General features: G+C 63.1%; 17 protein-coding genes. 11 read left to right on the top strand and 6 right to left on the bottom strand.

Annotation, left to right across the window (positions count from 1 at the left end):
• Positions 1–596, top strand: a 596-nt coding sequence (locus DIE16_RS35305; protein WP_185735550.1) for an AAA-associated domain-containing protein, incomplete at its 5' end; no start/stop codon positions are given.
• 50 nt (positions 597–646) lie between these two features.
• Here the strand turns inward: DIE16_RS35305 and DIE16_RS35300 are convergent.
• From DIE16_RS35300 to DIE16_RS35275, 6 genes are read right to left on the bottom strand one after another with little or no spacing between them, the layout of a single operon-like run.
• Complete coding sequence (locus DIE16_RS35300) at positions 647–1765, bottom strand: ImpA family type VI secretion system protein (protein WP_124894361.1); 1119 nt, start codon at positions 1763–1765, stop codon at positions 647–649.
• Positions 1762–2835, bottom strand: a complete 1074-nt coding sequence (tssG, locus tag DIE16_RS35295; protein WP_124894360.1) for a type VI secretion system baseplate subunit TssG — start codon at positions 2833–2835, stop codon at positions 1762–1764. Before tssG ends, DIE16_RS35300 begins: the two co-directional genes overlap by 4 nt.
• On the bottom strand, positions 2835–4724 hold the full coding sequence (tssF, locus tag DIE16_RS35290) for a type VI secretion system baseplate subunit TssF (RefSeq protein ID WP_124894359.1): 1890 nt from the start codon (positions 4722–4724) through the stop codon (positions 2835–2837). The genes tssG and tssF overlap by 1 nt, the downstream gene beginning before the upstream one ends.
• A 37-nt stretch (positions 4725–4761) precedes the next feature.
• Positions 4762–5328 (bottom strand): type VI secretion system baseplate subunit TssE, encoded by a 567-nt coding sequence (gene tssE, locus DIE16_RS35285; protein WP_124894358.1) that lies wholly within the window; start codon positions 5326–5328, stop codon positions 4762–4764.
• On the bottom strand, positions 5321–6172 hold the full coding sequence (locus DIE16_RS35280; RefSeq protein WP_124894357.1) for a type VI secretion system accessory protein TagJ: 852 nt from the start codon (positions 6170–6172) through the stop codon (positions 5321–5323). Before DIE16_RS35280 ends, tssE begins: the two co-directional genes overlap by 8 nt.
• The gene (locus DIE16_RS35275) at positions 6169–6813 is read right to left on the bottom strand and encodes a TagK domain-containing protein (RefSeq protein WP_124894356.1); all 645 of its coding nucleotides are present in this window, start codon (positions 6811–6813) and stop codon (positions 6169–6171) included. Before DIE16_RS35275 ends, DIE16_RS35280 begins: the two co-directional genes overlap by 4 nt.
• Positions 6814–7339: 526 nt before the next feature.
• Here DIE16_RS35275 and tssH point away from each other — a divergent pair.
• The 10 genes from tssH to DIE16_RS35225 all read left to right on the top strand — a co-directional run bounded on the left by tssH (position 7340) and on the right by DIE16_RS35225 (position 19287).
• Positions 7340–10021 (top strand): type VI secretion system ATPase TssH, encoded by a 2682-nt coding sequence (gene tssH / locus DIE16_RS35270; RefSeq protein WP_124894355.1) that lies wholly within the window; start codon positions 7340–7342, stop codon positions 10019–10021.
• Between the two features lie 36 nt (positions 10022–10057).
• Positions 10058–10597 carry a type VI secretion system contractile sheath small subunit gene (gene tssB, locus DIE16_RS35265; RefSeq protein WP_124894354.1) on the top strand — a complete coding sequence of 180 codons (540 nt, stop codon included), beginning with the start codon at positions 10058–10060 and terminating at the stop codon, positions 10595–10597.
• A 27-nt stretch (positions 10598–10624) separates the two neighbouring features.
• On the top strand, positions 10625–12118 hold the full coding sequence (tssC, locus tag DIE16_RS35260; protein WP_124894353.1) for a type VI secretion system contractile sheath large subunit: 1494 nt from the start codon (positions 10625–10627) through the stop codon (positions 12116–12118).
• Between the two features lie 93 nt (positions 12119–12211).
• Positions 12212–12697, top strand: a complete 486-nt coding sequence (locus DIE16_RS35255; protein ID WP_124894352.1) for an Hcp family type VI secretion system effector — start codon at positions 12212–12214, stop codon at positions 12695–12697.
• A 79-nt stretch (positions 12698–12776) separates the two neighbouring features.
• Positions 12777–13280, top strand: coding sequence for a type VI secretion system lipoprotein TssJ (tssJ, locus tag DIE16_RS35250; protein WP_124894351.1), 504 nt, complete (start codon positions 12777–12779; stop codon positions 13278–13280).
• Between the two features lie 31 nt (positions 13281–13311).
• Positions 13312–14658, top strand: coding sequence for a type VI secretion system baseplate subunit TssK (tssK, locus tag DIE16_RS35245; protein WP_124894350.1), 1347 nt, complete (start codon positions 13312–13314; stop codon positions 14656–14658).
• Between the two features lie 71 nt (positions 14659–14729).
• Positions 14730–17252 carry a type VI secretion system Vgr family protein gene (locus DIE16_RS35240; RefSeq protein ID WP_124894349.1) on the top strand — a complete coding sequence of 841 codons (2523 nt, stop codon included), beginning with the start codon at positions 14730–14732 and terminating at the stop codon, positions 17250–17252.
• Between the two features lie 44 nt (positions 17253–17296).
• Positions 17297–17899: a DUF3304 domain-containing protein gene (locus DIE16_RS35235; RefSeq protein ID WP_124894348.1), complete on the top strand. Its 603-nt coding sequence runs from the start codon at positions 17297–17299 to the stop codon at positions 17897–17899.
• Between the two features lie 151 nt (positions 17900–18050).
• Positions 18051–18629: a DUF3304 domain-containing protein gene (locus tag DIE16_RS35230; protein WP_124894347.1), complete on the top strand. Its 579-nt coding sequence runs from the start codon at positions 18051–18053 to the stop codon at positions 18627–18629.
• Between the two features lie 175 nt (positions 18630–18804).
• Positions 18805–19287, top strand: coding sequence for a DUF3304 domain-containing protein (locus DIE16_RS35225; protein WP_124894346.1), 483 nt, complete (start codon positions 18805–18807; stop codon positions 19285–19287).
• Positions 19288–19314 lie beyond the last annotated feature (27 nt).

The following is a 19314-nucleotide window of genomic DNA, read 5'->3' as shown; positions in this document are numbered from 1 at the left end:
ATCCGCGCAACCGGCTGGATCCGGATTTCCGCAAGCTGGTCGACGACATCTACGCGAAGATGACGGCCCGCCAGACCAACGAGGCGACGAAGAAGGGGCTCGAGCTCGGCAGCTGGCTGCCGCGCGTGTCGACCAACCTGATGGCCGGCCTGATCGAGACGCTCGCGATGGCGCCGTACCACGGCCGCGCGGACATGCCGGAAATCGCGCGCACGCTGCATCTGGAAGTGGACGAACTGTTTCCGATCGCCGAAGTGCTGCAGTACCTCGGTTTCGCCGACGTGCGCGAAGGGGACGTGTTCCTGACGCCGCCCGCGCGCGTGTTCGCGGAATTCGGCACGCAGGAACGCAAGCTGATGTTCGCGGATCACCTGCTGAAGCACGTGCCGCTCGCCGCGCGGATCCGGAAGGTGCTGAACGAGCGCCCGGGCCATCGTGCGCCGCGCGTGCGTTTCGAGCAGGAGCTGGAGGATTTCCTGTCGGACGAGGCCGCCGAGGAAACGCTCGACGCGGTGATCGACTGGGGGCGTTACGGCGAAGTCTTTTCATATAACGACAAGACGGAAGTGTTCAGTCTCGAGGACGTGGAGAGCTGACTGCCGAGCGCGCGTCGCGTCTCGTTACGCCAAGGCGTGACGAGACGCCGTCACGAGCGCTCTGTCTCTTCCCACTGCGCGAGCAGTTCCGCCGGGATGGCCTTCACGACATCGACATAGCGTTTCCCGATGAATTGTTCGGCGCGTTTGAGCAGCACCGGGATGGGGCTGCTCGGTTCGTTCGTCTCGAACCAGCGGCGTGCCGCGCAAATCAAAGTCAGCGCTGCCTGCCGGTCCGTCGGCGCAAGGGGCGCGGGCGCGACAACGGACGTCGAGGTTCGAGAGGCAGCCTGCTCGTCGTCCCGACGTGCCGGCGATGCGGCCGTTTCGGCGAATGCCGCCAACACCGGCGTATCGTGTTCCTCGTGTTCGACCGCAGGCACAGTGATGGATCGGGTATCGGCCTGCGGTTCGCTTGCTTGAAAGAGTCGGAGCAGGCGGATCAACGGGGAAAAATCAGGCAGATACGTCTCGAGGTGCGTCGCGCACCACGTATCGATGGCGGAGAGGCTCGAGATCGCGTCGTCGAAGGCCTTCATCGTCGACGGCTGCTGTTCGCGCAGGTTCTGCAACTGCAGCGCGACCGAATCGGGCGCGAGTGCGTCGACCGGGCGCGGATGCGCGAATGCACGCTCGACGTCGCGTACCTGCAGCCGGGTGGCGGTCGAGCGTGTCAGGACGATTTCCCGCACGTCGGCCAGCAACCCTTCCGGATCCGACAGCGCCCCCAGTGCATTCATCCGCATCTCCAGCGCGGCATGACGGTCGTTGTCGGCATCGGCCTGCGGATGGACCTGTTCCGGAAATGCCTGCAACCAGGCCGCTAGCAGCCCCGTTCCGTCAGCAAGACCTGCCACGCCGCGCAGGCGCGTGCGGCAGCGCACATGCAGCACGGCGACGCGCATGTCCTTCGTCCGCGACATCAGCCGCCGGCAGTCCCGCTCGATCTCGCTCCAGTTGAGCGGGTCGGTCGAACCGACGAAGGCGCCGTATTGCACATCCTGCCTGGGCGCGGTGCCGGCGAACAGCACCACGAAATCATGGTCGTATTCGAGATCCGGACCGCACGGCGCCGTGTCGCTCAACGGCGCGAGCCAGTCCTCATGCGGCGTATCCGCGACAGCCGCCCGGCCGGGCTTGTTTTGCGTGGTAGACGATTTCCTGCTCATGGTCGATGTTCGGAGGCCGTATCGCGGCGATTGAAATGGCGTGCATGGCGTTCGGGCTCGAAGCGCATGCCGGTGATCGGCTGGTCGGACGCAGGGCGGCCCAGCCAGCCGGACCAGCCCATCCGCTGCCGGCCGCCCATCACGGCCGGCGGCGCGCTCTCGGGCTTGATGCGAAGCTCGAGTTCCCATTCGAACTCGTGACCGACGAATGCCCGCACCCATTCGACGAGTCGCGGCAGGTCTTCGCCTTGCGGCGTGAAGCGCAGGTACGCGGCGAGATCGACGGGGCCGATCACGACGCGGAACCGGTGCTGGCGGTCCGGTGCGACGCGCCCGAGCACCGCGCCGCGGCCCATCGTCGCGGCGGCGCCCGGGTAGCCCATGCGCCCGCGGTCGGCCGGATCGATTTCGATCCAGTGAAAGACGTTTTCGTCGACGGCGACCGGGACGCCGAAATAATGTTCGAGCGTGGCACGCAGCCCGTCCGGATTGCGCGATTCGCGAACGAGATGGGCCGACGCGGCAAGGCGCGCATGCGACGGAAGGGAGCGTCGATTGATTTCGCCGATGTCTTGCCCGACAAGGCTGGCGACATAGAACGAGAACTGCTCGTCGTGTTTCCGGTCGAGTCCCGCCGCCGCTTGAGCGGACGCCCACGCCCGATAGAACAGGGTGAAGAACCGGTGATGGAAGATGTCGAAGAAGTCGACCGTGGTCGTGTCGCGGCGGCTGCTTTCCCGATCCTTTGCGATTTCGGTCACGTGGATGGGGAGCGGGCCGTTGGGCCCCAGCATGCCGAGGCCGAACAACTGCACCTTGAGTCGCCCGGCCGTCTCGTGCGCGCTCGCGATTTCCCGCGGCGCGAAGGCCAGGCTCGGCTGCTGACCCAGTCTGAACGGTTCGGCCCGCGGCCGGCGCGCGCTGCCGACCGGATCGATCGCGGGGTTCGCGCCGATCCGCCGCAACAACGACAGGAATCCGAAACGCCAGGGTTCGGCCTGCAGGGAGTCGAGCAACTCGGGCGACAGCGCGTTGTCGCGCAGCAGCGCAGGGAGCGTGGCGCGTTTCATCACAGGGCTCCCCGCGTGCCGGTGCGCGCCGGCCAGCGCGCGATCCGGCCGCGTTGCATCGAGTGCAGCTCCGTCTGCGTGAAGCTGTTGATCGACACGTGCCGCGCGAGCCAATGCTCGAGGATTACGCCAAAGAGATAGGGGCTCACGCCCGAGAAGCCTGTCTCGTCGACCGTCAGCGCGCATTCGATGCCGCGGCCGAAGGTCATCGGGCCGGTTCCCGGCAGCTTGCGCGTCACGGGGCGCGTTCTCATGCCAACGAGGCTTTCGACCTGCCGGCCTTGTCCCGCGTCACCATCCACGAGATACAGACGCAGCAGATCGCGCAGACCTTGCCCGCCCTCCCGGTGATCGAGCGCTTCGAGCGGCAGATAGTTGAAGTTCAGCTGGCGGATCAGGCGCCATGCCATTTCCCGCTCGGCATAAGGCGGCAACGGTGCGCTCGGCGGGCGAATCAGGCCGATGCTGTCGACCGGCGCGGACTGCGCAGTCTCCAGGTCATGCACGCCGTCGCGCGGCACCAGCGTGGCGAGATCGCGGTTCGTCAACAGCGCCTCGACCGACAGGAAGCGGATGTTTTCGCCATACGGCGCCTCGGCCTGATCGACGAGCGAGAGAAATACCTCCGTCCCCACGTACGGCGTGCGCGTGCCATAGCGGCGCGCCGAATCGGACAGCAGGCGCCGCTCGCGCCGCACCGAAAAATAACGGCCGTGGTTGCCTTCGTCGTTGTTCAGTGTCTGATAGAGCGGCCGGAACTCGAGTTCGGAGGACGTTGCGGCGACCTGCCCGTAGACGGCGCCGACCGAGAACACCTCGTAGTCGAGCGGCGTGAGTCGAGCCGGTACCAGATGGAATTCGGTGTCGCGCGGCGAGATCTCGACCCGGTCGGTATGCCTGCGGAACAGATTGATGACGGGCGTGCAGAAGAGCGCGAAGCGCGACGCATCGACGAGATTGGCGAGCGGCCCGGGGGCCCGGTCGAGCAGGACGACGATCTCGACTTCCCGGCCGTTGACGCGCGAGAACCCTTCGGCAAGGCCGTTCAACGCGAAGAACCAGAACCGCGCGGGGCAGGCAAAGTACTCGTGCAGCAGGTTGTGCCCGTGGAATTTCGCCCAGTTGAGCGGCAACAGGCTTTGATCGGTGCCCAGACCTTCGTGTTCGATCGCATGGTCGGTGACGGCCGCGGGCGGGCGGCTCGGCGTACCGAACCCGCCGGGCGCGCCGATCACGGAAGCGATACTGCCCGCGTGCAGCAATTCGAACAGATGCGACGCGACCTGTTCGTCGCCTGCCAGATAGACCGGAAGCCGGTCGAGCCCTTTCAGGTCGGCGATCCGCATGGTGCCGGTGGTCGCGATCCTGATCCGCAGCGCCCCGCGCACTTGCGTATCGGGCGGGCAATAACGCTCCAGCGCCGGGATGTCGGGTGGAATGCCGGTCAGCCGCACGTCGGTGATCGCGAGCGGCCACAGCGTGACGTCCTGTCCGCTCGTGAACTGGCAGGCAGTGCGCTCGCCATCGGGAATCCGCGCGGTGAACGCGGTTCCGCGCGCAAGGCGATAGCCGTCGACGAGGCTGCCTTCCGACTGTCCGGGGTACAGGCGAGCGATCGAGATCGAGGGAGTCGGCGCGACATAGTTCGGGTAGATGACCTCGAGCAGCCGTTCCGTGAAGCGTGGAAACTCGGCATCGAGCTTGATCTGCATGCGCGCCGCCATGAAGCTGAACGATTCGATCAGGCGCTCGACGTAAGGGTCGGCCACTTCGCCGGCCTGCATGCCGAGCCGACGCGCGATCTTCGGATGCGCATGCGCGAACTCGGCGGCGAGCTCGCGCATGTAAATGAGTTCCTGGTTGTAGTAATCGAGCAGTCTCGGGTCCATCGGAGAGGCCTCGTTGGGGTCGTGGTGTGCGCCGTGCTCAACCGGCACGCATGCCCGTGATCCGGATTTCGCTCGTTTCGAGATCCAGTGAGCTTTGCACCATGAATTCGAGCGGATACGGATCCATGTGGATCAGGCCTCGCACTTCGAAGGCGAGCACGTTGTGATGTTCGCCTGCGGAATCGGCCTCGGCGTTGGTGCGGGGCGATACCACCAGTGAATCCGGAATCAGGCGCGGCTCGAAATCGCCGATGGCGCGACTGATCATGCATTCGACGTCGTTCCACTGGCGCGACGCGATAAAGGTGCCGGCGAGCGGCGGCACGCCGAAATTCACGGTCGACGCAGCGGCTTGCGGATGGCGGGTGCGATCGATCCGGTCTTCGATGCTCGTCGTGTTGAGCAGATAAGCGAGATCGCGCTGCACGATGTCGCGCATCTGCTTGCGCGTGACCGTGTATTCCTCCGGGGCTTCGGTCTGTCGATGCGGTGCATCGTCGCGCAGGCGGTCGAGCAGCGTCGGCATCAGATGCGCGTTGGCTCGCCGCGGCGTACGTACGGTCGGTGCAGCGGGATCCGGCTGGCGTTTTCGGCGTTCAGTCATGGGTTTGATCCGTGCCGATCGCAACCGGCGCGCTGTGCGAGCCGAACTCGGCGTGCGCCAGTTCGAACAAGCTGAAGTCGCCCAGGTTCGTAGCCCAGGTTTTCTGCCCGAGCGCGACGACACCGGTGTAGCCGATGTCGTGCCATACGGTTTCGCGTCCGAGACGCACGGCGTCGCTGCCGGTTTCCGAACCCGGATACCGGGCCGGCATGAAGCCGTGGATGAGGCTGCCGTCGACGAGCGTGAGTGCGCAGGGTGCCCAGACCAGATCGACCAGTTGCGTCGGCTGCGATACGCGCCATGCCGCCAGGTCGGCGAATGGCACCCAGCGATAGTGTCCGGCCGTGATGAATTCGCAGACCGGGCCGAAGCGGGAATCGCTGTCGGCGATCCAGGCAGCATGCCCCTGCGGTGCGACGAGCGGAACGTTCGGCGCGGCCCGGAACGCTGCGTCGCGCACGATGTCGGCTTGTTCGACCCGCCCGTCGGCAGCGTGACGCATCGCGTCCAGCAGTGCATCGATCCAGGGCGGCGATGCGAGGACGGTGCCAGGGCGTTCGCGGCCCTCGACCACCTTTGCCCGCCACCGTTCGGCACGGATCAGGTCGCGATACATCTGCGCGGTTCGGGCGTGATCCGGATCGAGCTGCGCCCACACCTGCAGTTGCCGGATCGCGCGTGACCAATCGCCGACGACGCACAGCAGCTGGAACAGCGCCCGGCGATGGGGCGCGGTCGTCGGCTGCGAGCGAATGCGCGCCTCGATGCGCGTGATCTGGTCGGCGAGCGGGATGTTGTTCGCGCGATGCGTGACGGGCGTATCGATGGTGGTGAACCTGGTCATGGCTGGTCCTTGCGCAAGGGTGCGGCCAGCGGGCTGTCCACGGACAGCGCATGGTGTTCGCGCCGGGTAAGCGGCGGCGGGGCGGGAGCGCGGCGCACGGACTCGGCGTGAAATTCGGGGGGCGCGAACAGTTGCAGGATCTCGGGAACGGATTCGCCATCGGCCACCGCTTCCGCGTGTCCGTCCAGATGGCCGAAGGCATCCTCGATCGTGCGATTGCCGGACAGGAACGTCTCGATCGAATCCGAACGCCCCGGGCTTTCGCAGGCAGGCGAGTCGTGCGGGCGATTCGGTGCGATCGGGGGCGTGAGCGTGTCGTCCACCGATGGGGCCCACGCCGAAGCGATCGGTGCGCCGGGCTCGGCGAGGGCGCGCCAGTACTGCGCATGGAGCGCATCGATCAGCGCGTCGGTGTGGCCGGCTTCGATGTCTGCCGTGCCCGCTGCGTCATGCGGGCGGGCAGCCCCTTCCCGGGTGCCGATATCGAGCAGACCGAGCATGTCGTCGCCGGCGCGCGCGGAGTTGAAGGCGTCGCCGAGTTGCAAGGTGTCGGTAACGGGCCGCGGACGTGCGTTCTCCGGCGCGGACGCGACGAGCGGGATGTTCGACTGACTATGCCAGGGCGGGCGAGGGGAGCGCATGGGCGGGTTCGGTGTCGAAATGTCTGAAAATAAAACGTGAGTATCGGCGAATCTGTCGTCTCAAAAAAGTACTCCGGCTAAAAAGTATCTGAAAATAGATTGTCAAAAATTGAAACGGTTAAATAAAAATCTGATTCGAATCATGGGGATGGTGTCTTTTGTTTGCATTTCGGTTGGCGGGTTTCTGGTGTTTATCTCGAAATAACAATGGGTTATGGGTTGTGTGTTTGGTGAGGGGGCATGGCGTGTACATGGTCAATCGGCGGTTTCTGAACAGGTTTGATGTCGTTGAATATAGGACTTGTCCTAATTTTTTATTCAAGCGTAGATGTAATTAACGCATTGACGTAATTATTATTTGGTGTTGATAATTCGGCTCCTGATTCGAATCGGCCGTTTCTTCGAATCGGAGAGAGAAGTGTGTTCCGGGCATTCGAGATCCCGCCTGGCATGACGATCATCAAGGAGTCCTCATTGCCGCGACGGGGGCCGTTCGCCACACGCTAACGAACAAAACAAGACCATCATGAACATTTCACGCCAGACTCTGTTCGGCAAGCTCGGGGTCGAGCTTTACCGGGGAATCGAGTCGGCGACGAGTTTCTGCAAATTGCGCGGGAATCCGTTCGTCGAACTCGTCCACTGGCTGCACCAACTGCTCCAGCAGCCGGACGGCGACCTGCAGCGGATCGTGCGGCATGCGGATATCGATCGCGATGCGCTCGAGCGCGATCTTGCGCGGGCGCTGGCTGCGTTGCCGGCCGGCGCGAGTTCGATCAGCGACTTTTCCTGGCATGTCGAAGCGGCCATCGAGCGTGGCTGGGTGCTGGCGACCCTCGGTCATGGAGATCATCGCGTGCGTGGAGCATGGCTGATCGCGGCGCTTGTCTCGATGCCGGAACTTCGGCGCGTGCTCCTCGCCATTTCCCCTGAATTCGGCAAGATCCCGGTGGAAGGTCTTGGCGACGTGCTTCCCGCGTGGATCGACGGGTCTCCCGAGGCTGCCGACGCTCCCTACGATCACGGCGAACTCGCGCCGGCTCTGCCGGGCGAGGCCTCCGGTGCCGTGTCGGGCGCGTCGAAAGGCAACGCGCTCGAGCAGTATTGCCAGGATCTCACCGCACGGGCCCGTGCCGGCGAAATCGATCCCGTCATCGGCCGCGAACTCGAAATCCGCACCATGATCGACGTGCTGCTGCGTCGGCGGCAGAACAATCCGCTCGTTACCGGCGAGGCCGGCGTCGGCAAGACGGCCGTAGTGGAGGGGCTTGCACGCGCGATTGCAGCGGGCAATGTGCCGCCGCATCTCGTGAACGTACGGCTGCTCGGCCTCGACGTCGGCGCGCTGCTGGCAGGAGCCAGCATGAAGGGAGAATTCGAGGCCCGCCTGAAGGGCGTGCTCGAGGCTGCGGCACGATCGGCGGCGCCCGTCGTCCTGTTCGTCGACGAGATCCATACGCTGATCGGCGCGGGCGGGCAAGCGGGCACCGGCGATGCCGCGAACCTCCTGAAACCGGCGCTCGCACGCGGCACGATCCGCACGATCGGCGCGACGACCTGGGCCGAATACAAGCGGCATATCGAGAAGGACCCGGCGCTGACCCGGCGCTTTCAGGTGTTGCAGGTCGCGGAGCCGTCCGAGGCGGCGGCGGCCGACATGGTTCGAGGGCTCGTGCCGACGTTCTCGTCGCATCACGGCGTCGTCGTTCGCGATGAAGCGATCCGTGCCGCAGTGGCGCTGTCGCATCGTTACATTCCGTCCCGTCAGTTGCCCGACAAGGCGATCAGCCTGCTCGATACCGCGTGCGCGCGCGTGGCGCTGTCGCAGCACGCGACGCCGCGCGAACTGGACGACGTGCGGCAGCGTCTGGCTGCGGCGCGCGCCGAAGAGACGCTGCTGGTGCAGGAGGCCCGCATCGGTCTCGATGCGGACAAGGCGTTGAATCGCGTGCGCACGCGCAGCGACGCGCTCGCGACGCAAGAAGCGGCGCTCGCGGATCGATGGCGCGAGCAGGCGCAGGCCGCCCAGGCGTTGCTCGCCGGGCGCGAAGCCGCGATCGCCAGCGCTGAAGATTCGTCGGCATCGATCGACCGGCTGCGCGAACTCGAACGGACGCTGGTCGAGCTGCAGGGCGAAGCGCCGCTCGTCTTTCCCGAGGTCGACGCCTCCATCGTCGCGGAGATCGTTTCCGACTGGACCGGCATCCCGGTCGGCCGCATGGTCACCGACGAGATTGCCGCCGTGCGTCGCCTTCCGGAAACGCTGGCTGCACGCGTGATCGGGCAACGCGATGCGCTGCACCTGATCGGCGAGCGCGTGCAGACCGCGCGGTCGGGCCTGACCGATCCGAAGAAGCCGCTGGGCGTGTTCCTGCTTGCCGGCCCGTCCGGCATCGGCAAGACCGAGACCGCGCTGGCCCTCGCCGAGGCGCTGTACGGCGGCGAACAGAACCTGATCACGATCAACATGAGCGAGTATCAGGAATCGCACACGGTGTCGGGCTTGAAGGGCGCGCCGCCCGGCTATGTCGGCTACGGCGAGGGCGGTGTGCTGACCGAAGCGGTGCGCCGCCGCCCCTATGCGGTCGTGCTGCTCGATGAGATCGAGAAGGCGCATCGTGACGTGCACGAAATGTTCTTCCAGGTGTTCGACAAGGGCTACATGGAAGACGGCGACGGCCGCCATATCGATTTCCGCAATACCACCATCCTGTTGACGAGCAACGTCGGCGCCGACCTGAGCGCGAGCTTGTGCGCGGATCCGGCGCTGTCGCCGGATCTCGACGGCCTGCGGGACGCGCTTGCTCCGGAGCTGCTGAAGGTATTCCCGGCGGCGTTCATGGGGCGGGTGACGGTCGTGCCGTACCGGCCGCTCGCCGACGACGCACTCGCCAGCATCGTTCGCCTGCATCTGGATCGCGTCGTGAAACGCATGGCGGACAGCCACGACATCGCGCTTGCGTACGACGACATGGTCGTGAACTACGTCGTCGGCCGTTGCCTGGTTCAGGAGACCGGTGCGCGCGTGCTCATCGGCTTCATCGAACAGCACGTGCTGCCGCGCCTTTCCGCGCTCTGGCTCGATGCGTTTGCATCGCGCGCGCCGCTCGCGCGCATCGCGATCGGCGTGACCGACGCCTCCGCACCGCCCGCCGAGGCGCTGACGTTCGAGGCGACCCATTCTCATCTTGTCGAGCCATGCCGTTGAGCTCGACATCCGTCAACCACTGTCAGGAGACTGTTCATGTCCGCTAGCAGTTCGCAGAAGTTCATCGCGCGCAATCGTGCGCCGCGCGTGCAGATCGAATACGACGTCGAAGTGTATGGCTCGGAGAAGAAAATCGAGCTTCCGTTCGTGATGGGCGTGCTTGCCGACCTGTCCGGCAAGCATCCGGTCGAACCGCTGCCGGCGGTGTCGGACCGCCAGTTCCTTGAAATCGATATCGACAACTTCGACGAGCGCATGAAGGCGATCCGGCCGCGCGTCGCGTTTGCCGTGCCGAATACGCTGACGGGCGAAGGCCAGATGATGGTCGACATGACCTTCGAAAGCATGGAGGACTTCTCGCCGGCCGCGATCGCCGACAAGGTCGAGCCGCTGCGCCGCTTGCTCCAGGCGCGTACGCAACTGGCGAACCTGCAGACGTACATGGACGGCAAGTCGGGTGCGGAGGCGCTGGTCACCCAGTTGCTGCAGGACCCGGCGTTGCTGAAATCGCTCGCCGCGGCGCCGCGACCCGAGCGGCACGAAGAAGGCGCGGCCGATCCTGGCGACGCGAGCTGACCGACAAACCGATCGAGGATGACCACCATGGCAAAACAGCAAGCACAGGCCGTCGAGGCGCTGGCAACCACCCAGTCCGATTTCACGCAGCTGCTCGAGCGGGAATTCCGGCCGAAGACCGACCAGGCCCGCGCGGCGGTGGAACACGCGGTGCAGACGCTCGCCGAACAGGCGCTCACGCAGTCGATCACGATCAGCGACGATGCCTACAAGAGCATCGCGGCCATCATCGCGCAGATCGATCACAAGCTTTCCGAGCAGATCAACCTGATCCTGCATCACGACGACTATCAGGCGCTCGAATCCGCATGGCGCGGTCTGAACCACCTCGTGTCGAATACCGAGACGGACGAGCACCTGAAGATCCGCGTGATGGACGTCTCGAAGACCGAACTGCATCGCACGATGCGTCGCTACAAGGGACTGGCATGGGACCAGAGCCCGCTCTTCAAGCAGATCTACGAGCAGGAGTACGGCCAGCTCGGCGGCGAGCCGTATGGCTGCATCGTGGCCGACTACTACTTCGACCACACGCCGCCGGACGTCGACCTGCTCGGTTCGATCGCGAAGGTGGCGGCGGCCGCGCACACGCCGTTCGTGACCGGCGCGGCGCCATCGGTGCTGCAGATGGAGTCGTGGCAGGAACTGGCCAACCCGCGCGACCTGACCAAGATCTTTACGCAGAACCTCGAATACACCGCGTGGAATTCGCTGCGCAATACCGAGGACGCACGCTACGTCGGCCTCGCGATGCCACGTTTCCTCGCGCGCCTGCCGTACGGCGCGAAGACCAATCCAGTCGACGAGTTCGATTTCGAGGAAGACACGAACGGCTCGAATCACAGCCGCTACGGCTGGGCCAACGCGGCATACGCGATGGGCGTCAACATCAACCGCTCGTTCAAGCAATACGGCTGGTGCTCGTTGATCCGCGGCGTCGAATCCGGCGGGACGGTCGAGAACCTGCCGTGTCACACGTTCCCGACGGACGACGGCGGGATCGACATGAAGTGCCCGACCGAGATCGCGATTTCGGATCGTCGCGAAGCCGAACTGTCGAAGAACGGCTTCATTCCGCTCGTGCATCGCAAGAACACCGATCACGCGACCTTCATCGGCGCCCAGTCGCTGCAAAAACCGGCCGAGTATCACGACGCCGACGCAACCGCCAATGCGAACCTGTCGGCGCGCCTGCCGTACCTGTTCGCCTGCTCACGCTTCGCGCATTACCTGAAGTGCATCGTGCGCGACAAGATCGGTGCGTTCAAGGAGCGCGAGGACATGCAGCGCTGGCTCAACGAATGGATCATGCACTACGTCGACGCCGACCCGGCGAACTCGTCGCAGGATACGAAGGCGCGCCGGCCGCTCGCGGCCGCCGAGGTGCTCGTCGAGGACGTGGAAGGCAATCCCGGCTACTACCAGGCGAAGTTCTTCCTGCGCCCGCACTTCCAGCTCGAAGGGCTGACCGTTTCGCTGCGGCTCGTGACGAAGCTGCCGTCGATCAAGGAAGCCGCTTAACCATCCGGCAGGTCCCGCAGGGCCGAACATGAGATTGCTTCGGCGGATGATGATCGGCCCGTTTCCAATCGTTTAATAAAAGGAGTACTACGCATGGCACAGGACATTTTTCTGAAGATCGACGGCATCAACGGCGAATCGCTCGACGACAAGCATAAGGACGAGATCGAGATCCTGAACTGGGACTGGGAAATCCTGCAGGAATCGACGATGCATTCGGGTAGCGGCGGCGGCGCCGGGAAGGCGACCGTCAAGGATCTCACCTTCGAACACAACATCGACCGTGCGAGCCCGAACCTGATGAAGTACGCGCTGACGGGCAAGCACATCGACCAGGCCGTGCTGGTGATGCGCAAGGCCGGCGGCAACCCGCTCGAGTACCTGAAGCTCACGATGAGCGACGTGATCGTCACGCGCGTGAAGCCGTCGGGCAGCAAGGCGGGCGAGGAGAAGAGCCGCGAGACGGTGTCGATGTCGTTCTCGAAGGTCAAGCAGGAGTATGTCGTGCAGAACGCGCAGGGCGGCAGCGGCGGCGCGGTCACGGCGAGCTTCGACATCAAGGGCAACAAGGAAGCGTAAGCGCGGTGCGCCGCACGCGGCGGAGCAGTCGTGCTCTCCGTGCGCGGCGCATTTCGCGGTTCATCGAGGTGAATTCTGCATGCGTTCGATTCTGACTGCCGCTTCGTTCGCCGCCGCCGTGCTGCTTTCGGCTTGTGCGAGCGGCGAACCGAAGCCGAAGGAGCCGGTTCGGCTCGAACTGGCCGTCAACGTGGCATCCGACGTCAATCCGGACGATCGCGGGCGAGCAGCGCCGATCGTGGTGCGCCTCTACGAGCTGAAGAACGACAACGCATTCGAGGCGGCGGATTTCTTCACGTTGGAGAAGCAGGAGAAGACGGTGCTGGCCGACGACGTCGTCAGGCGCGACGAATTCCAGTTGCGGCCTGGCGAGCACCGGAAAGTCGTCCGGCGCCCCGATCCGCAAACGACCGCCATCGGCGTGATCGCGGCCTATCGCGACCTGCCGAACGCGGTGTGGCGGTCGGTCTACACGATGCCCGCCGCGCCCGACAAGGCGTGGTACCGAGTTTTCACGCGGAAGCTGAAACTGACTGTCGATCTCGCGGCCAAGGCCGTCAGGATCGAGGAAACGAAGAAATGAAACACGTCGCGCAACGAAACGGACGATACGCATGAGCTGGTACGCCAAGGTCGCCTGGCAGGAAGGGCTGTTTTTCAGGCCGCAACTGTTCCAGCAACAGGAACGCTACTTCGAAAAGTACGCGCATATGCGTGCGGCGCCGCTGTCGCCGTTTTTCTTTGGTTTCGTGCATTACGGGCTCGATCTGGAATCGCTTGCGCTCGGGAAAGTGATCGTCAAGTCGGCCGCCGGCGTGTTCGCCGACGGCACCCCGTTCGATGCGCCGGGCAATACGCCGCTACCGCCGCCGTTGACGATCCGGCCCGAGCACCTCGATCAGGTGATTTATCTGGCGGTGCCCGTGCGCTTGCCGAACTGCGAGGAAACGACGTTCGAGAACACGGCGGATTCGATGGCGCGCTACCAGGTGTTCGATACCGAGCTGCGCGACTCGAATTCGGTCGGGCTGGCGCCGGAGGCCGTGCAGCTGTCGAACCTGCGGTTGCGTCTGGTGCCTGAGAAGGAGCTGGGCGACGCATGGATCGGCCTGGCGCTGACGAGCGTGAAGACGATCCGGGCAGACGGCAGCATCGAACTGGATGACACGATCGTGCCGCCTGTGTCCGGCTATGGCGCGAGCGATCTGCTGACGGGCTGGGTCACGAAGATCCACGATCTCGCTCACCTGCGCGCGAATGCGCTGTCGCAACGGCTTGCCGGCACGGACGACACGACCGCGAGTGCGGCGACGGTCACGGATTACCTGCTGTTGCAGATCCTGAACCGGTATGAGCCGTTGCTGCAGCACATGCGGCGTGTGCCGACCACGTCGCCCGCGGATGTCTACACGCTGCTGATCGCGATGGCGGGGGAACTGTCGACCCACCTGCGCACGGACACGCGCCGTCCGCTCGACACGCATCCGCCTTATCGGCATACGACGCCGCATCTTTGCCTGAAGCCGGTGGTCGACGATACGCATCGGCTGCTCAATGCCGTGCTCGTGCGGAGCGCGCAGAGCATCGCGTTCGAGGATCAGGGGCACGGCATGCGCAATGCGGTGGTCGATCCGGTGGATATGCAGGGTTTCGCTTCTCTTGTACTGGCCGTGCATGCGGCAATGCCGCCCGATGTGCTGCGGCAGCAGTTTCTCGCGCAGGCGAAGGCGGGGCCGTCGGAGAAACTGCCGAGCCTCGTGCGCAGTCATTTGCCGGGTATCGGTATGCAGACCTTGCCGGTGCCGCCGCGGCAGATTCCGTTCAACGCGGGATACATCTATTACGAACTGACGCAGGGCGGGGCGCTTTGGGAGGAGGTGGTGCGCCACGGTGGGATCGGGTTGCATGTGGCGGGGGATTTTCCGTCGCTCAAGCTTGAACTGTGGGGTGTGCGCGCGTGAGCGGAACGGATGCGCATGGGCCGGAAACCGCCGGCAATCGGCGATTCGATTGATTCAACGGAGATATCGGAATGGCTTTGTTTGACGCACCACGGACGCTGTCGGTTTCCGGCGCGGCATTGCCGATGTACGGTGGTCGGTCGATCCTGACGCCGGTGAAGCTCACTGGCGGCGAGACGCTAGGCGAGCTGTTCGAGTACGTCCTTGAGCTGAAAACGCCAGACGCACTCGGGTTTTCGCAGAGCATCGCGGCAAACGTCGATCTTGACGCGCTGATCGGCACGGAGGTGACCGTATCGATCCAGCTCGAGGGCAGGGGACATTTCATTCCGGGTCTCGCCGGTGCTTCCGGAATGGCAAATATCGGCGCTGGCACGCGCGAAATCACCGGTGTTGTCAGCCACGCGACGATCGTACGTGAAGACGGCCGTTCGATCGTCTATGCGCTTACGCTGCGACCGTGGCTCTGGCATGCAACCAAGAATTGCGACTCTCGCATTTTCCAGGATATGTCCGTTGTCGAGATCACGGACGCCGTGCTGTCGGTTTATCCGTTCCCGATCGATAAGCGACTGACGACTCCTCGACCGAACAAGGTATGGCCCAAGCGGGACATTCAACGCCAGCACCTCGAAAGCGACTGGACATTCCTGCAGCGTTTGTGGGAAGAGTGGGGTATCTACTACTTCTTCGAACATGGCGAAGGCAAGCATCGACTCGTGCTTTGCGATTCGATGGGTGCGCTCAAACCGCTCGGTGATGCCTATGCCGAGCTTCGTTACGAACCGCCGGCCAGTCGACGGATCGACGAGGAACACATTCATGAATTCTCGGTGTCGCATGCGCTGACCACGGGCGCGGTGACGACTGTCGACTACGACTATACGTTGCCGCGGGCGAATCTGACCGTGATGCGCGAAGACCCTCGCGACACGGGCCTCGCTCATCAGGAGCGCTATTCGTGGGGCGATTATGCACAGCCGCAAGCGGGTGCGGCCGGACTCTCCGGCGCTCACAACGAGCCGCGCACGGAGGCGGAATACCTGACGCTGGTGCAGATGCAGGCTTGGCGATGCCAGGGATTGAGGGCTCGCGGCAAGGGTAACTTGCGTGGCGTGGTCACAGGGCAGACGTTCGTGCTGTCGCACTACCCGCAGATCGCGGCGAATCGCGAATATGCCGTGATTGCCTGCCGGCTTGCGATCGAAGAGATCGGCGAAGCATCAGGGGCCGGCCAGCAGTACCGTTGCGAATCGGATTTCACGGTGCAACCGACCAATGAACCGTTTCGGCTAGTGCGCACGATTGCGAAGCCGCGTATGACCGGCGTCGAGTATGCCGTCGTGACGTGTCCCGAGGGGCAGGAAATCTGGACCGACGCATACGGCCGGGTGAAGCTGCAGTTCCTATGGGACCGGCTGGGCAAGAACGACGAGCGGTCCAGCTGCTGGGTGCGTGTTGCCGGTGCGTGGCACGGCGATCAGTTCGGGGGCGTTTTTCTTCCTCGGCGCGGGCATGAGGTCGAGGTCGCCTTTGTCGATGGCGATCCGGACTTGCCGATCATCGTGGGCAGCGCGGTGAACGCATTCAACATGCCGCCGTTCGCGTTGCCGGAGAACCAGACACTCGCCGGTTATCGCAGCAAGGAGATCGGTACCCGGCGGGCGAATACGCTGGCTTTCGACGATACGAACGGAAAGATCCAGGCGCATCTGTCGAGCGATGAAGGTAGCTCGCAGTTGAATCTGGGGTACATCACGCGTATTGCGGGGAATGCGGGGCGGCAGGATGAGCGGGGACGGGGCTTTGAGCTGGCAACGGGTCTGTGGGGGGTAGTGCGGTCGGCGATGGGAATGCTGATTACCACACAGGGTAGGCCGGGGGCGGACGGGCAAGTGAAGAGCATGTCCGAGACGCTGTCTCAGCTCGACGACGCCCATAGACTTCACGACTTCATGAGCAAAGCGGCTCAGAAGGCGGAAGCGCAGGACGTCGAAGGACACCAGTCCGATTTGGCCGAAACGATCTCCAGACAAAACGAACAGATTCGCGGCAAAGCAAGTGACGCGAATCCGTTTGCAGAATTGGCTGAACCGCATCTCGTGATCGCCGGCAAGGCGGGCGTTCAACTCGTTACGCCCGCGACCGCACACGTGGCTGCGCAACAGGTCGCGGTGACCAGCGATGGGCATGTCGGGATCGCGAGCGGCAACAGTTTCTTCGCGAGCATACGCGACACCATCCGTTTTGTTGCCCAAAAAGGGATCGTGAAATTCGTTTCGGCGGCCGGTGACATTGTGCTTCACGCGTTGACGCAATCGATTGTTGCGCGTGCGCAGAAACAGATCCTTCTCGAGGCCGATGAAATTGTCTTGCGCGGGAAGCGGAAGATTCGCTTTGAGGTCAATGGCAGCTTCACGAATATGGATGCATCCGGGATCGTGCATGGCACGTCGGGAAAATTTTTGGCACATGCGTCGTTTCATCAGCTTCCTGGGCCGTTGAATCAGGCTGTCGATCTTTCTCCGAAGAAGATTTGCATCGAATGCCTTATGAGAGCGGCGCGAAGTGGAACGGCGCTTGTATTGAGATAACTCGCTTTCTTTGATTGCGCGAACATAAACGATACAGGTGGCGAATGAAAACGACTCGATTGAATGGACTGGTTTTGGTGTTGCTAGTGCTTCTCGCGGGATGTGCTGGCTTGCGTGCAGACGATTCATCCGTGGTCCAGACACCGAAACGAGTCGAGTTGAACAGCGGTGGTACGAAGACGCTGAATTACACCCGATGGTACATCCACACGTTTTCGATCTCGGGGCCGAAGGGATCGGGGATTGGTGGGGGCGGACCGAATGTTATGCCGATGCGTGAGAATGGTCGTCCTTCTGGTGGCGGCAAGGAAACCTGTTGCACGAGTTACCCGAGCGAATGGCAGGCGGACCTGCGGGTGACGGTGCGATGGGTGGTGGACAAGAAGATGGATGGTAAAACGCTGGGCTATTGGTACAAGGCTGATAACGTTCGGATTCCACAGTATGACGGGAGTCGGTCGGGGGGCGTATGGGCGATATTTTTGCCGGGTGATCGAGTCAAGCTCATGGTGGCTGATGGCAATGCCAATGGTCACAATTCGGTAGCCGTACGCCCAGCTGATGACGACCCATACGTGGTAAAAGGCACGCTCGATGACGAATGGAATCGCTTGTACCGTTGCGGGGGGCGAGCGAAATGCACGTGAAATGTCCGGAGCCAATGCGGGAGGACGGGTACTTAAACGACGCATGGGCAACAGGATATTGCAGCGCGACTGATCAACGAATGTCGTACCAGCAGACGCGGTATATCTCGCTGTTCTTTGACTGCACGAACACAACCGATACAGGTGGCGAATGAAAACGAATCGATTGAATGGACTGGTTTTGGTGTTGCTAGTGCTTCTCGCGGGATGTGCTGGCTTGCGTGCAGACGATTCATCCGCGGTCCAGACACCGAAACGAGTCGAGTTGAACAGCGGCGGTACGAAGACGCTGAATTACACCCCGTGGTACATCCACACGTTTTCGATCTCGGGGCCGAAGGGATCGGGGATTGGCGGGGGCGGCCCGAATGTTGTGCCGATGCGTGAGAATGGTCGTCCTTCTGGTGGAGGCAAGGAAAGCTGTTGCACGAGTTACCCGAGAGAATGGCAGGCGGACCTACGGGTGACGGTGCGATGGGTGGTGGACAAGAAGATGGATGGAAAAACGCTCGGCTATTGGTACAAGGCCGAAAATGTTCGAATTGAACCATATATCACCGATCAGACTGCAGGCGTGTGGGCAATTTTCTTGCCCGGTGACCGAGTGAAGATCGTAGTCGGCAACCCGAATGCGCGCGATCTTGCCCGTGATGCTGGGCCACCTGCGGCTAGTGATCCTTACGTAGTACAGGGCGCGCTCGATGACGAATGGAATCGTTTGTATCGTTGACGGTGGCAAGCGAAATGCACGTGAAATGGTGGGAGCCGATGCCGGAGGACGGGTACTTAAACGACGCATGGGCAACAGGATATTGCAGCGTGACTGATCAACGACTGTTGTGCCGGCAGACGCCGCATATTGCGCTGTTCTTTGATTGCGCGAACACTACCGATACAGGTGGCGAATGAAAACGACTCGATTGAATGGACTGGTTTTGGTGTTGCTAGTGCTTCTAGCGGGATGTGCTGGTTTGCGTGCAGACGAGTCACCCGCGGTCCAGACACCGAAACGAGTCGAGTTGAACAGCGGCGGTACGAAGACGCTGAATTACACCCCGTGGTACATCCACACGTTTTCGATCTCGGGGCCGAAGGGATCGGGGATTGGTGGGGGCGGACCGAATGTTATGCCGATGCGTGAGAACGGTCGCCCTTCTGGTGGAGGCAAGGAAAGCTGTTGCACGAGTTACCCGAGAGAATGGCAGGAAGACTTGAGGGTGACGGTGCGATGGTTGGTCGACAAAAAGAACGAGAAGACGTCGGGTTGGTACAAGGCAGAGGAAGTTCGGATTCCACAGTATGACGGCAGCCGATCAGGAGGCGTATGGGCAATTTTTTGGTTCATCGCAGGAAACCGTGGAGGGTTTGGGAGCGATTGCGTAACCTGACGCCTGACTTTAAGGACGTCAGGAGAG

It is taken from the genome of Burkholderia sp. Bp9090 (assembly GCF_003857985.1).
GTDB lineage: Bacteria > Pseudomonadota > Gammaproteobacteria > Burkholderiales > Burkholderiaceae > Burkholderia.
Note: the sequence above shows the minus strand (reverse complement) of the source record. Positions and strands in the feature narration are given on the sequence as shown.